The organism is Algoriphagus aquimarinus, assembly GCF_900112005.1.
Lineage (GTDB): Bacteria > Bacteroidota > Bacteroidia > Cytophagales > Cyclobacteriaceae > Algoriphagus > Algoriphagus aquimarinus.
Genome location: NZ_FOKK01000017.1, coordinates 44,168 through 58,251, shown reverse-complemented (window position 1 = coordinate 58,251; position 14,084 = coordinate 44,168). Strand labels below are relative to the sequence as shown.

Sequence of the window (14,084 nt, the reverse complement as noted above, 5' to 3'; positions counted from 1 at the left end):
ACCTTAAGTATCTTTTACAAATTTGTTATACTTCAGTGTAAGTGTTTCAATGACCAATTCGTTTTTAGTACTGTTCAGCGTGGACAGTTCCCAAGAAATTGGATATGCATTCGACACTGTCCAAGAGGCCATATTTTCCCTATCAGGTCCCAAAAGGATAATCTGTAAGTCCAATGGATCAAATTTGAAGCGCTCAAGTGCATCGGTGCACCATTCAGTAAGTTGAGAATTGGGAAGCAAGCACCTTTTCAATACTAGATCAGAATATACTGGAGGGTTAGGGAGATAATGAACATTGTCATTATCTCCACCTTCCTTCTTTTCTGTAACTTTTACTGAGACTTTAAGGCCGGAGACCTCCTGAAAACTGCTATCCATTTCGGTAAGCTTGAAAAACTTGACATTGAAATAGAAAGCAGTAGGTGGAGCATAGTCATCCTTAAAAAAACCGTAGTCCATTCTGATTAGCTATTAGCTATCACAAGTCCCTCATGAGATATCTCAATACTCTCAATTGCCACTTCATTCCCCTCTGACTTGAGGTCTGTAGAGCTGATCTTTGTCGGCCAAGCATTATTTAATTGCCAGGTCATCGTTGGAGCACCGGATTCGTCCAGAAGTTTAATTACTACAGTCTGCCGTTCTATGGTGTTCATTTTGATCTTGCTATACCAATCAAAAAAGTTGTTGTCTTTTACAAAAACTCCTTTTTTCATAGTCACTTTGCCGTTTTTGACTATTCCGGGCATGTTAATCGTGGAAAAAACGGGACTGTTTCCATGCCTGTATTCTATTGGTTGAGTTTCAGTCTCTAAACCACTGATCTCTTGGAAAGACAAATTCGTATTACTACTTCCCCAATCTACCTGAAAATAAAACTTAGGTAATGGCCATACATTGTCTTGTGCTTCTCCTGCCATGATTATTTAAATTAAAAGTGTTGTTAAAATGATTTAGTTATGATTTTTGCATTTGTTGTTCAAATGTCACTACGATGAATTCAGCAGGCCTTACAATCGCCAATTTGACTGAAATCAACATTTTACCTTCTAGAATATCCAATGCTGTCATTGTAGTACCCAAGCCGATCTGAACATCGAAGGCATCATCGGTGGATGCTCCTGCCAATGCACCTTGTTTCCATTTCTCCGTAAGAAAATTATTAACCATGCTTTTCACCGTTACCCAAGTATTGGCATCATTTGGTTCAAAGACATAGGCTCTTAAAGCCAGCTTGATGGATTGCTCCAACATGATAATAGTCCTTCTTACATTGATATATTTCCAATCCAGACTATTGCCATCCAGCGTTCTGCCTCCCCAAACTAGCGTACCTACACCCGGAAAAGTCCTAATAGCATTGATAGACTTTCCTGAAAGTGCATTGACATTTAGATCCTCTTGCTGATCATGGGTAATATTAACTGATGGCTTCACTACTGCATTTAAGCTGATGTTTGCAGGGGCTTTCCATACACCTCTACTATTATCTACCATAGTGTAGATTCCAGCCATAGCTCCGGCAGTAGGCAAAAGATTCATAGTTGCACGAATCTCATCCAAAAGAGTAGAATAAGTAGGACTAGTAGCTATCAAGCCCAAATGATAATTGTTCTCTTGATTTGCTATGTATTTAGGCAATTCAAGTACTACTTCCTCATCACTAAGGTTAGGTTTGTCAGCTATAAGTTTAGCCTTGAACTCATCTTCTGTTTTTGGAAATTTGCTTACAAGATCAACAGCCCGAGCTTCTGGGAGTATTGCCGTTAGATCTATCGATTCATCAAGATTTTTGAAGGTAACCTCCGATTTAGAAACAATATTGGTTTCTAACCATGGATAATAGGCAGCAGCGTAACTGAGGTATTCTGAACCAATTTTTTCACGGAAAACATTGACGTTATTAACATCCATTTCACGAGCATTGTACCCGTCAAAAAGATCAAAAATGCCGAATCTACTTTGCATTTTCACACAGTGCGCAAGGACTTGTTTATAAACTTCATACGCATCCTCTCCAAGATGTACCGCGTCTGGAATAACCACCATAGTAGGTTCTAACTCTTTGGCCAGTTTTGCAAGCCCTCCTTCTATAATTTTATCATTGGCATCTCTAGATGTACCTAGCAGTTCTTCTTTGACAATTGGAAGACTTTCCTTGTTTGCGTAGGTCCCTACTGAAACGATATAACAGGTACCTCCCCCATTAGAATAAAATAAACGAATGCTACTATACAAGTAAAAGATGTTGTCTGTTTTGTAAGCAACGTTTTTCTCTGCTCCGTTGATTGAAACCAGATTTCTATCACCCGAAGCAGGATCAGAAAGTGTGAACTTAGGAGCAAATGCTCCACCAAACAGTGCTAAATAATCAGCAAATGAGGTTACCCGAGTAGGCTGATTAAGTAATGATTTCCCGTTTCTTGAGGCTTTTTGCGTATAACCGATAAAAGCCGGAATAGCAGTAGCAACTTCCACTACAGAACCTGGAAACCCATTTTTCTCTTCAATGTAGACTCCTGGAGTCATGAGATTTTGTGCCATGAAATAAATTGTTTAAAGATTAAAACTGGTTAAATAAAAATATGCGAAGAATCGAATTCGGACTCATTTTCTGTAGCGTGTAGCATCTCAGCGGTAGCAAGAGGTAAGCTTTTTAAAATTATCTTACTTTTTTTTGACGTAGTGTTAGATTGATCTACCAGCTGAAAACGCCTATTATCTTCTCCACAAAAAGACAAAGCTTGATTAGACACAAAGCATGTTGCTTTTATATTAGGAGAAATTTGGATTTCGGATTTAGAAAAAATAACATCAGTATTTGTCAAGTCAATTACACTCAATTTCTGGAAATTCTCATAAACCTTATCTACTAGAATATATTTCCAAAAGGTCTTTTTAGCTGTAAATTGAAGTGAATAATTTAATGGTTTAGCATTCAAAGTTTTGTGATAAAGTATTTCGGGAGAAAATGATAAAATCATATCTGGGGTTTTAAATGAATTCCCATTAATATGGTAAAAAGGAAAAAAATCACTTTTTGAAACAGTTGAAAAAAAACCTTCTTCAAAAAATCCTGATCCATAGCCAAGTGATTCTGGATAGGGAAATATCTCACCTGCTGAGTTCTTAATTTGCAAAGCAGCTCCTACGTATTTTGATACATTTTTCAGATCATTTATATTAAGAAAAATAAATTGAGAAGAAGTAAAGGTTGTATTTATACCCATAAAATAGGGTGATTTTTCATCAATAGAATTATCTAAAAACAACACATGATTTCGCTGCATAGTACTTTTCAAATCAGTATAATTCCAGAAAAAAGAATCTTTAAAATTGATATGAAAATGAATTGGAGAAATTTCATTAACTGCCAATTCTGGAGAAGAACTGAAAATATAAAAACCTGTATTATATCTCTTTATATGAAACTGGAGATTTAAAAATCTACGCTCACTCTCTGGAGATACAGTGATTTCAAATCCTGAAAAACCTGATTCAGGAAAAAATTCATGCTGAAAGCTTACCGTTGCTATATGTTGAAAAACCTGATTCAAAATTCCTTATTATTTAATTTCCCCTGATGATTTTATAGCAGGAGTATATCCTGTCATTGGACTGTCGTCTATTGGAATCAAACTGATCTTATATATAGATGAAGGCATTAACTTTGCCCCTATTGAGGACCATATATGACTCATATTATCATAGGAAAAAGTGCATAATTCCATGGAGATTTTTTGCATTTTTTTCGAAAAACCAGGAATGCTTCGAGATTCTATTAATCTATTTCTATGATAAAAACTAATAATATGTGAAAGAAAATTAAGACCTTCAAGATATTTTTTATTTCTAAAATTCACACAAAACATGACGTGCATGTTTAAATACAAAATCGAGTTTTTACTTTGAAATCCAGATCCATCAAAGGCCCCAACCCGTGATGAATTATTCTTCATAGAAGGCTCCTCACCTATTGACAATAGAGAAATCACTATTTTATTCTCTACCTCCAACCATGAAGCTCCATTTTGATCTACAATATTTGAAATTACGACAGTATGTTCGTCAAATCCATGTAGATTTTTAAAATACTGATTCAAGGAATCACGAAGGTGAATTAGTACTGCGTCAATCATAAAAATATTAAAATAAAAATTTTGACTACGAAAAATGGTAATCATTAAAAACTGTACTTGAATATTAAAAAAAAATCCTTTATAATACAAGAAGTATTCCTCTAATATTTTTAAATATTATATACTGATAATTAAAATTTTTAACACCTATTAAATACCATTATGAATACCTATTATTATCTGCTGTTTATCCTATTATTTCTGCTTGTTGTAATAATATTTTTGATGAGATCCTTTTTTACCAAGAAAATAAATTTTCTCGATCATAATCAATCACACAGAGAGCACGACCTTTCAACATTCCAAAAACAACTGCAGTTGTTGAAAGAAAAAGATCAAAATCTTCAAAGGGAATTGGACGATGAAAAATCTCAACTTGCGTTGATGGCAATTTCATTAACACAAAAAGACGCTGAAATAAATGCTTTACTGCTCATAATAGATGATCTTCAAACTAAAAATAACCAAAAAGAAGAGGAGATAATCATAGAATATTTTCCTGAGGCAAAGATAACTAAATTATCCTTATAAAATTTTTCCTTCCTTCATTTTCTCAATTTTTATCCCATTTTTCAAGTCGGTGTTGGATACTGTATTATCATTTCTTTCCAATGACTTTAATAGGCAGTATCGTAACACATTGATGATTTCTGCCGCAGTTAGCTCATGTTTTTCACTAAGGTCTTCCAAATCAACCTGAGTATCATATTTAAATTCCCCATGCAATGCTGTCTGCCAGAGTGCAAGTCGCTGAGAATTATCAGGAATGGAAAAGTTTACGACTAATTGAAACCGCCTAAAGAAAGCTTCATCAATATTATTCTTGAAATTGGAGCAAAGAATAACTAAACCGTCAAAATCCTCTATGCGCTGAAGTAAAAATGAAACCTCTTGATTAGCATAGCGATCATGTGAATCCGAAGTTTGGCTTCGTTTTCCAAATAGAGCATCTGCTTCATCGAAAAACAAGATCCAATTTTTATCAGTTGCTTGATCAAATACTCGAGCAAGATTCTTTTCTGTTTCCCCAATAAATTTGGAAACAATCATTGATAGATCGACGCGATAAACCTCCATATTACAAGTTTTACCAAGTAAACTTGCTGTCATGGTTTTCCCGGTGCCAGGCGGACCGGTAAATAGGACTTTAAATCCGGGTTTAATTCTTCTTCCAAACTTAAAGTCATCTTTTAACCTAGTCCCAAACTTTAACCAGTTCTTAATTTCCGCTATCCCCTCTAGAACTGAATCGTTAACAATAAGATCAGACCACTCCTGTTTTGTTTGAATTCTTTTCGCTGGAAATTCACCGTCAAAATTCGGAGTGAAGTTTTTCGATGTAGTTAATTTCACCTGATATTCCTTTGCTATTCTTAAGGCACCACTAAGCATAGGCTCTCCAGGAATTGAGCTTTCTATGCGAAGAATATTTTTAACTGTAAAAAAGTGATCATGCTCAAAAAGGTATAGTAGATTAAATCTACGATTCAGAGAAGTGCCTCCTAAAATAAACATTGCTGTTTCACCTGTAGGAATCATCCCCTTATGCTTTTCACCTTTTATTCCACCAAATTCAGTAAATGGGAGATCATAATTTTGATTCTTTATTTGAAGCATATCAAGAAACGCCGGCTTGATATGAGGAATCAGAGCTAACAAGAGTACGATTCGCTCATGAAAATTCATCTTAAACTGAGAAATAAGTGCTGAATAGGCACTATGGTCATCACTTATATCAGGTGGAAGCAATTTTTCAAAAGATTCTTCCGATTCGGACAATTCAAAAGTAATCCTACCCCTCAATAGCCAAAGTTGTTGCAACCAAGCCAACTCTTTCTCAATAGTATTTGCATTTTGGTTCTGCAAGGAACTTAAATCAATCATTTATTTTTAACAATAGAGTTAGATACTTAGAAATACTCCTTACTGACTTTTCAAAAGACTTTCTAATAATATGGTACCATCCTTATCACCCAAGCAGGGAACTAATTTGATGAAGTTCTCCAGTAATGGTTTTTAATTTGACCTCATCTGTGACATCAACTTTTGCAAGAAGCTCATAAAAAATCTGGGTCTCAGGACTTCGGTTACTACTTTCCTTGGCAGCAGCATCTTTTGCAATCCCTTTAGCCCATTCCAACTTTTCTTTTGGAGCCCCATGTGAGTCTATCCCCTTCCTGATTTTACTAACTCCATCAGGTGTCCAACCCCAACTGGTATATTTGCTCCAAGATTTGTCCAAAGCACCTTTTAACTCTGTGGACAAATCCTGCTGTGCGCTAGAGAGTTTAAGCTTTTTAGAGTTACTTGACTCAATTAGACTTTCCCCAACTCTTTTAACACTTCCAATCACATCAAAAAAAGAATTGTCTCTAGTAATAATTGGCCCTGAATTGCTTATCGCATCAATTGTTAGCATGCATTTATTGGGGTGCTCTTTTCTAGCTGAGTCATTCAATTCGAATCTAAATACAATACCAGGTCCATTCAAGCTCTTTAACGCATATTCTAGGGCTACTATTTCATTTTCATATCTGCTAGAATCCTCATTGTCCGCTATAGCTTCTTTCAATAGTTCCAGTCTTTTTCCAGCTACCAAAAATGCATTCTTTTGTCCCAGCATTCTCTTTTCAAAATCCCGCTCGTCCATGAATTTACCCACCTCTTCACCTACAAAGCCTCCTAATTCTCCAGCCGTGTCAGTAACTTTCGATTTTGCTTTTGCTATTTCATCCAGCACTTTTTTTCTAGCCTTATACAGCCTATAAATATCTTCCGGTTCTAAATCATTTAAAAATCCGGCACTACCAAGTTTAGGGAAATTTGAACCAGACTCACTTTTACTGGATTCAACTTGCTTTTCTTTTCTTTTTGGCTCCTCTTGACTACTTTTTTCTCGAGGTTGCTTCTCTTTTTTTGCAGAAGGTTCAGAGTTTGAACTTTGGACCAATTCCTGAATAGCTGTCCAACCATTACTGAGTAAAGATGAAAGAGCTGATCCACTCATTTTTGCTGCTTCGGAGGCCATTTGTAGTTTTTCTTCGGGAGTAAGTCTAGACCAAAGTTCCCTTAATGCTGCTTTCTTTATTTCAGCTGAATAATCTGTAGTTTCTCCCTCAAGTAAACCTTTTACCTTTTCGCTTGCTTTATCTTTACCTTGTTTTCCATAATTTTTTTCCCAGTCTTGTCCCAAAGTGCCCATAACCTGAAGTATCTCTCTAGTTTTCTGCTTCAGTTCAATTGTCCGTTGATCTAAGTATGGCCTTAATGACTCGTCTTTCACAAGCTGCGATACTTGGGAGGAAACCCCGGTCTTTATTTTAGTATCACCTTTAGATTTTGTTTGTAGAGCTTTACCTCCCATTAGTGTGGCTTCACTTTCCAAGCCAAGATCATCATTGACACTGTGTCCATTTTTGGTTTGCATGGTTGGTTTTACTCTTCCTTGTTTCTGCTGAACGACATGCCAAGCTTCATGCGGAAGATGTTGCTCTTGGCCTGGTGCAAGATGGATGTCTGTACCCTGAGCGAATGCATGAGCATTCAGTTGGGCAGGTTTGGTTGAATTTCTGTGGACATTCACATCATCAAGACCATATCCAGAGAGATTCTCTATTCCAGATTTAAGTCCATCCGGAAGTCCAGTATCATTTTTTTTCTTTTGGATAGGATCTTGAACCTCTGAAGGAGAACTAGATATATTTTGCAAATTTTCTACTTTGCGAAATTGGGCGATTTCAATGATTTTTTTTTGAAAAACTGCCTCAGGTCTATGGTCTATTTGATACGGTTTACCTGATAAAGTAGATTCTGGAAAATTGCTTTTCTTAGTGTCTGTACTGGATTTAGTCTCAGCTTTTTTGATTGGTTGATCAAACATGCATTCAGTTTTTAAAAATTAAAGAAAGACCTACATCACTTAACTATTTGATAAATAGGCAGGATAAAAAAAACTTCACATCAAAAGTCAACTTAATATTGAATCACTTGTTACTAGGAGCGACAAATTATCAGTTCAAAGGCTCCTTCTAAATATGATTCTAGTCGATAATGTATTGTAAACTACAATTAATAGTTTTAAATACAATGACTTGATAGCAAAAGCTTTATGCACTTACTGGGAAAAGTGGCGATAGGTACGACAAGGTTAATTTTATCTTTTCAGTTTCCTTCTACTAGCTAGGCTTTTTTATGCCCACTCATTTACAAGCAGTTTGGCTAACTATTGATAATTTACTGGAAGCAGACATGGTTTTGGCGGACGGAAGTTTTGTCACTGTAAATGCTGAACTGAATAAAGATTTATTCTGGGCTATTCGTGGTGGAGGTGGAAATTATGGCATTGTAACTTCATTTAAATTTCAGGCACATCCGGTAAAAACTGTTTTTGGTGGACCTACTTTATGGCCTATCGAAAAAACAGAAGAAATAATGGATTGGTATCATACATTCATTCACAACGCTGAGGATGACTTGAATGGATTCATTGCAACCCTGACAATTCCCGGCCCACCATTTCCTGAACATTTACATAACAAACAATTTTGCGGTATCGTGTGGTGCTATACTGGCGACATGAACAAGGCAAAAGAAGTGTTCAAGCCCATATTGGAAATGAATCCTTTATTTGAACATGTGAGCGAAATGCCATACCCTGCTATCCAGACCTTATTCGACGGACTTTTCCCCTCAGGATTGCAATGGTATTGGCGAGCAGATTTTTTCAATGAATTAGGCCCAGATGTAAGCAAGCAACATTTAATATTTGGTTCCTCTATTCCCACTCCCCTTTCTCAGATGCATTTATATCCAATCAGTGGAGCAGCAAGTAGAATTGGTGCTGAAGACACTCCCTGGGCGTATAGAGACACCAAGTATGCTGGAGTAATTGTGGGTGTAGATCCAGACCCAGCTAATAAAGGTTTAATCACCAATTGGTGTAAAGATTATTGGGAGGCATTACATCCCTATTCTTCGGGAGGAGCCTATTCCAATTTTATGATGGATGAAGGTCAGGAACGAGTCAAAGCCAGTTATAAGCATAACTACGACCGGCTCAGCCAAATAAAAAGGAAATTCGATCCAACTAACTTGTTCAAAATCAATCAAAATATACTACCTAAGTAATTTTCAACCTTTAAAAAACTGTAATCATGAACGTAAAAAAAGAAGATATTCCAGTTATTATGCAAGCTCCGAATACCATCATGCGAGCAATGCCAAATTGTGGTGGAATCACTGTAGGATATAGTGAATTACCAAAAGGAACTGATTTCACTCCCTTACTGAAAGGATTGAATAATGACAGTTGCCATAGCGCGCACTGGGGCTATGTGTTGGAAGGGAAAATTCTACTTATTTATGATGACGGCACCGAGGAATTAACAAGTGCTGGAGAAGCATTTTACTGGCCAGCAGGCCATACAGGTATTGTTCAGGAAGATATAACAATGTTGGAATTCAGTCCTAGTAAGGATTTTTCTGAAGTCATAGCCCATGTTGGTAAAAAAATGGCGGAGATGGAAAGTTCTACCTAAGCCTAGGCACCTATAAAAAAACATCAAAGCACAAGGTCCCATTCGATTATTCCGAAAAAATGAAAGTGACCTAAGGGCTGGGGAAGAAGAACCTTGGCCCCTTTCAAATAGTGCCCGAATGAATGTACAAAAGCATTAAGAATCAATCCTATACCGAAATGTTGATGTCAATTAAGCATCGTTGAAATAATTAAAACAATTAATTAAAAATTAAACTTCGCAGAAAAATAGTTCAGTTGCCTGATCCGAAGTGAAATTCTGTTCGTATATCTCCAAACTTCAACATTGACAAAGTTGCAATACGAATTATTGATCTATTGCCTAAAGCATTTATAAATTAAAAACTTAATCTGACTGGAAAAAAATTCCCCATCTTGAGTAAAAATACTTGTCATTTAATCCATTTTTAATTATAACTGTCTCAGAATTTTATTTTGTTTGAAATCTATCTTATTATTGTATTCATCCAATTAAGCTGCATTAGACTACTTTTGATGATGCTTTCAGGGAATTGCTAAGCGCCCAGAATCCTTAAGTCACCCAACCAAAGGATTAAAATCTTAGAAAAAAATTATCGGAATAAAACTTGATTCATCGAGCTGGAAATCATTACATCGAAAAATGATTCCCTAAGTAATTGGTATGTATAAAAACAAAACATATCGATTCAAGTTATACTTTCAAATCCTTTTTCACCCATAAAATCAACTTTCAACCCTAAACCACACAAAATCTGAATTTCATTGCACGTTAAATAAAATAGAGCTCGATCACCCTAGTCTTGCTCCTATTCACTAAACCTTAAGCATGACATATCCACAAGACTTTCACATCACCTACTCTTCTAGGGAGCAAGGAATGGATACTATTGACAGTTATGAACTGTTAGAAAACATAATTACCGAAAATGATAAATTCAATTTTCAATTTTCTATAGACAATTCCTTACCTCTCATTAAGGGAGATTCGAATTCTGTTAAGAAAATTTTGATGGGATTTATTGAAGATGCCATTAATGCCTTTAAAGGAAATAATGGCACCCTACACATCGTCTATAGGCACGATTTGGATTCTTCAATTTTAGCCTATTTTACCAAAAGTTTACAATCGACTGAAGAGAACACATCAAGTTTGGTTGAGACTGTAACAAAATTCAGTCTTGGTATTTCAAAAAATATAATCGAGCAAAAAGAAGATATTGTGAAAAGTAAATCCAAATTTATTCAGGATTTCCTAAAACCCATGTGTGTTTAAATTACAATTAACCACTTAAATACTAGAAACTTAACACCAACAAACATTCAATTTTCGCCCTATTAAACTGGTGTATTTATTAAAAAAGACCGCCTAAAATAGGCGGTCTTTTCCGTTACATAGGTCATTAGTATACTTATACCAACCATAACAATATTTTTAGTAGCTCCTTGGACGAAGTTCATAACATCCATCACTACCTACTAAGAATTAGTATTCTGTAATTTTGAATTCTGTCCTTCTATTCTCCTGATGCTGCTCATCCGTACAGGAAACGTTATTTCCACAGGAATTCAACAACTTTTCTTCCCCATACCCTACTCCCTTAAGTCTATTTTCATCAATTCCTGATTCAATCAAATAAGCGATTACAGCTTGGGCACGTTTATCAGAAAGCTTAAGATTGTAGGCATTTGTGCCTCTGGAATCTGTATGAGAGTATAATTCTATCTTAATAGTAGGATTGTCTTTAAGTATCTTAATCAAATTATTTAACTCCGGCTTTGCGTCTTCGCGGATATCCCACTTATCAAAATCGTAGTAAATGTTCTCCAGTGTATACGTTTTGCCTACTTTGATCTGATCTAAGTAAATATCTCTAGTGAGCACAGAATCTTGAAACTGAGTAGCTTTAGGCACTAAGATATCGCCTGAGGCACCAGTTAGGTATCCTGTTTTCTTTGCCTCCACATGGACCAATTGATCGAAATTGACTTTAAATCTATAGGAGCCATCCTCCTCTGAAACGTAAGTATTTTCTAGATGATTCTGATCATTATAAAGCGTTACGACTGCATCTTTCAATTTCAGTCCAGTTTCCTTATCGATAATAGAACCTTTGATAACTAGATCTTTTTGAACATTGAGGTCGGCAAAATATATATCGTCCAATCCTTTACCACCTTTTCTATCAGAAGAAAAAACAGCTTGAGTATCACTTCCCGGAACTAAGGACAAACCAAAATCATCACGGTTAGAATTTATAGGGCTTCCAAGGTTCTCTGGGTTTACATACTCACCATTTTCAAAAGAACTTCTAAAAACATCCAATCCTCCCAATCCAGCATGTCCTGAACTTGAAAAGTAAAACATACCATTTTTATCCACATAAGGAGTTCTCTCATCTCCGCTGGTATTGATTATTGACCCAAGGTTTTGGGGGGTAGACCATACTCCATTCTTCCATTCAGAGAAGTACAAATCTGCACCACCACTTCCGCCCGGCATATCAGAAGAAAAATATAGTCTGGAATCTGAAGGATCATAAAAAGGATCAGATACAGAATAAGAGAAAGCATCATTAAATGGCAATGGACTAAAAGAATCCAAATTCACATCACCGCTATCGAGCGCGAAATACAACTCTGGGAATAACGTGTAGTTTCTAGAAGTCCCTTTTCCTGATTTCTGAAATTTTTGAGCTTGAGTTATAGTCAAAAATAAATTGTCTCCTTTCTCATAAAATGGCCCAACGTGTAAGTCACTTTCCAAATTCTCGGTCACCCTAGGTGTACCCTTTACAGTCTTTTTCTTAGCATCCCAGCCTAATTCGTACATTTTCAGGAATCCATTCCCTGTCCAACCGTACACATCACTTTTAAGCGCATTATTAGGATCTATTCTGGTATTTTTTGAAATAAGTCTATCTGAAGTAAAATGAAGAACTGAATCATCTGAGATCATCGGTCCAAATTCAGAAAAAGAAGAATTGACTTCAGAAATAGGATTGATTGCTGATTCTGAAGATTTATTTAAAAATGATTTTCCCCCCAAAGCAGTTTTCCAAATAAATTCCAATTCGGGATTTGCTCGAGCTGAATCCAATCGAGAAAGTACAGCTGTAGCCTCAGAATATTTCGAATTGGCAATCAAAGCTTCTGCATAGGGTTTTAGATCCTCAGCTAGTAGTTGCTCATCTCTGTCCAACCTAGTGTACCACTCTTCAGCTTGTTCGAAATTCCTGATTTTGGAATACGCCTGAGCCAACCCTCTGGCTGTCTCAGGCTCGGGCGATTCATTCCAACTTTGCAAAAACTTCTCAATACCTGAAGAGTAATTAAGATTTTCACTCTGTTTTACTCCCTCTAAGTAATTTTTATAAGCCAAAGGCTTACAGCTCACAAAGCAAAGTAACAGGAAGCTCGTAATGTAAATTATTCTTTTCATCAGTTATTTTGCTTAAAAGAATCTTGGAGAGACCAAGCGTACACGCTTAGGCGGAAACAAGAATGCTATTGAAATATCATGAGTGGTAAAATTCCCCACTGAAAATCTTGAAAGTGTATGGTCATATGCATATCCTAACCGTAGACCTTCTCGAAGTTGTACCTGAACCATCCCCACTAATGCGGTAGATTTCTTCAATCCCTCTTGGATGTCTCTACCCGGCATATCTATACCAAACCGGTATCCTGCTCCCAACCAAAACATATCATTCAGTATCAAAGAGGCATTGATATCCATTCTGGCCGGAGCCTTGAAATCATCCATGTACATGATAGAAGGCACAAAGGAAAAATTATAGTTGAGATCAAAATGATACCCTGCAGTCATGTAGAGATGGGGATTTGGCTCAAACATTACGTCCCCCTTATCGAAATCAACTACTGAAGAAAGCACTTGATCAGCTGCGATTCCTATATAATAACGCTCGTCATATAGAAACAAACCAAGCTTCAAATCCGGGTAAGTAATTCTTTCCTTAGACAATGGAATAGATGGATCATTGTCCGTATCAGGATTCAGCATAGAACCATCCATTTGAGAATTAACGATACCTGCACCTGCTCCAAAACTCAGAAATTTAGTATCACTTAAGCGAAGATGATAGGCAACATTTCCATAGGCAGCCACCGTCCTTTGAGCTCCCAACTTATCTGTCAGAAATTGACCTCCGACTCCCAGCTGAGCTTCTTCAAGGTAAGTATCCCCTGCCACAGCAAATGTTTCAGGACTCCCCGTCACACCCGTCCACTGCTTCCTATAATAGGACTGCAAATACAGCTGCTGCTTATATCCTGCATAGGCAGGGTTTATAAATACAGGATTAAAAATGTATTGACTGTACTGAGGTACCTGTTGCCCAAAGCTGTGATTTAGAGACAGCAGCAGGCATCCAGCGAGCAAAGTAATTATCTTAAATAGTTTCATCTTG

At 36.5% G+C, this 14,084-nt stretch carries 13 protein-coding genes; 4 read left to right on the top strand and 9 right to left on the bottom strand.

Features of this window, described 5'->3' with window-relative positions; translation table 11 throughout:
* Nucleotides 1-3: 3 nt before the first annotated feature.
* From BM291_RS17885 to BM291_RS17865, 5 genes are read right to left on the bottom strand one after another with little or no spacing between them, the layout of a single operon-like run.
* A complete protein-coding gene (locus tag BM291_RS17885) occupies nt 4-459 on the bottom strand; it encodes a phage tail protein (protein ID WP_092899984.1) in 456 nt (151 codons plus the stop codon).
* A 5-nt stretch (nt 460-464) separates the two neighbouring features.
* Nucleotides 465-920, bottom strand: coding sequence for a phage tail protein (locus BM291_RS17880; RefSeq protein ID WP_092899982.1), 456 nt, complete (start codon nt 918-920; stop codon nt 465-467).
* Nucleotides 921-957: 37 nt separating this feature from the next.
* The gene (locus tag BM291_RS17875) at nt 958-2,544 is read right to left on the bottom strand and encodes a phage tail sheath family protein (protein WP_092899980.1); all 1,587 of its coding nucleotides are present in this window, start codon (nt 2,542-2,544) and stop codon (nt 958-960) included.
* A gap of 29 nt (nt 2,545-2,573) precedes the next feature.
* Nucleotides 2,574-3,557 carry a hypothetical protein gene (locus BM291_RS17870; protein ID WP_092899978.1) on the bottom strand — a complete coding sequence of 328 codons (984 nt, stop codon included), beginning with the start codon at nt 3,555-3,557 and terminating at the stop codon, nt 2,574-2,576.
* A 9-nt stretch (nt 3,558-3,566) separates the two neighbouring features.
* Entirely contained in the window at nt 3,567-4,184 is a 618-nt protein-coding gene (locus BM291_RS17865; RefSeq protein ID WP_092899976.1) for a Pvc16 family protein, read from the bottom strand.
* A 276-nt stretch (nt 4,185-4,460) separates the two neighbouring features.
* On the opposite strand from BM291_RS17865, the gene BM291_RS22180 reads away from it, so the two are divergent.
* Nucleotides 4,461-4,670: a hypothetical protein gene (locus BM291_RS22180; protein WP_217647345.1), complete on the top strand. Its 210-nt coding sequence runs from the start codon at nt 4,461-4,463 to the stop codon at nt 4,668-4,670.
* On the opposite strand, the gene BM291_RS17855 is transcribed toward BM291_RS22180, so the two are convergent.
* Nucleotides 4,665-6,023: an ATP-binding protein gene (locus tag BM291_RS17855; protein ID WP_092899972.1), complete on the bottom strand. Its 1,359-nt coding sequence runs from the start codon at nt 6,021-6,023 to the stop codon at nt 4,665-4,667. The two genes, BM291_RS22180 and BM291_RS17855, sit on opposite strands and share 6 nt — an antisense overlap.
* A gap of 85 nt (nt 6,024-6,108) precedes the next feature.
* A complete protein-coding gene (locus tag BM291_RS17850; RefSeq protein WP_092899970.1) occupies nt 6,109-8,019 on the bottom strand; it encodes an eCIS core domain-containing protein in 1,911 nt (636 codons plus the stop codon).
* A 311-nt stretch (nt 8,020-8,330) separates the two neighbouring features.
* Here BM291_RS17850 and BM291_RS17845 point away from each other — a divergent pair, with 311 nt between their 5' ends.
* The 3 genes from BM291_RS17845 to BM291_RS17835 all read left to right on the top strand — a co-directional run bounded on the left by BM291_RS17845 (nt 8,331) and on the right by BM291_RS17835 (nt 10,930).
* Complete coding sequence (locus BM291_RS17845) at nt 8,331-9,266, top strand: FAD-binding oxidoreductase (protein WP_217647344.1); 936 nt, start codon at nt 8,331-8,333, stop codon at nt 9,264-9,266.
* A gap of 26 nt (nt 9,267-9,292) precedes the next feature.
* A complete protein-coding gene (locus BM291_RS17840) occupies nt 9,293-9,676 on the top strand; it encodes a cupin domain-containing protein (protein ID WP_092899968.1) in 384 nt (127 codons plus the stop codon).
* Nucleotides 9,677-10,483: 807 nt separating this feature from the next.
* Nucleotides 10,484-10,930 carry a hypothetical protein gene (locus tag BM291_RS17835; protein WP_092899966.1) on the top strand — a complete coding sequence of 149 codons (447 nt, stop codon included), beginning with the start codon at nt 10,484-10,486 and terminating at the stop codon, nt 10,928-10,930.
* Between the two features lie 210 nt (nt 10,931-11,140).
* Here BM291_RS17835 and BM291_RS17830 read toward each other — a convergent pair whose 3' ends face one another.
* Together BM291_RS17830 and BM291_RS17825 are read right to left on the bottom strand one after the other, a co-directional pair.
* Nucleotides 11,141-13,096: an OmpA family protein gene (locus tag BM291_RS17830; protein WP_092899964.1), complete on the bottom strand. Its 1,956-nt coding sequence runs from the start codon at nt 13,094-13,096 to the stop codon at nt 11,141-11,143.
* A 12-nt stretch (nt 13,097-13,108) separates the two neighbouring features.
* Nucleotides 13,109-14,080, bottom strand: a complete 972-nt coding sequence (locus BM291_RS17825; protein WP_092899962.1) for a PorP/SprF family type IX secretion system membrane protein — start codon at nt 14,078-14,080, stop codon at nt 13,109-13,111.
* Between the last annotated feature and the right edge of the window lie 4 nt (nt 14,081-14,084).

Excerpts from the sequence above, each read along its gene's own strand:
- BM291_RS17885 (WP_092899984.1), bottom strand. The coding sequence starts at position 459 with ATGGACTACGGTTTTTTTAAGGATGACTATGCTCCACCTACTGCTTTC.
- BM291_RS17880 (WP_092899982.1), bottom strand. The coding sequence starts at position 920 with ATGGCAGGAGAAGCACAAGACAATGTATGGCCATTACCTAAGTTTTAT.
- BM291_RS17875 (WP_092899980.1), bottom strand. The coding sequence starts at position 2,544 with ATGGCACAAAATCTCATGACTCCAGGAGTCTACATTGAAGAGAAAAAT.
- BM291_RS17865 (WP_092899976.1), bottom strand. The coding sequence starts at position 4,184 with ATGATTACCATTTTTCGTAGTCAAAATTTTTATTTTAATATTTTTATG.
- BM291_RS17855 (WP_092899972.1), bottom strand. The coding sequence starts at position 6,023 with ATGATTGATTTAAGTTCCTTGCAGAACCAAAATGCAAATACTATTGAG.
- BM291_RS17850 (WP_092899970.1), bottom strand. The coding sequence starts at position 8,019 with ATGTTTGATCAACCAATCAAAAAAGCTGAGACTAAATCCAGTACAGAC.
- BM291_RS17845 (WP_217647344.1), top strand. The coding sequence starts at position 8,331 with ATGCCCACTCATTTACAAGCAGTTTGGCTAACTATTGATAATTTACTG.
- BM291_RS17840 (WP_092899968.1), top strand. The coding sequence starts at position 9,293 with ATGAACGTAAAAAAAGAAGATATTCCAGTTATTATGCAAGCTCCGAAT.
- BM291_RS17835 (WP_092899966.1), top strand. The coding sequence starts at position 10,484 with ATGACATATCCACAAGACTTTCACATCACCTACTCTTCTAGGGAGCAA.
- BM291_RS17830 (WP_092899964.1), bottom strand. The coding sequence starts at position 13,096 with ATGAAAAGAATAATTTACATTACGAGCTTCCTGTTACTTTGCTTTGTG.
- BM291_RS17825 (WP_092899962.1), bottom strand. The coding sequence starts at position 14,080 with ATGAAACTATTTAAGATAATTACTTTGCTCGCTGGATGCCTGCTGCTG.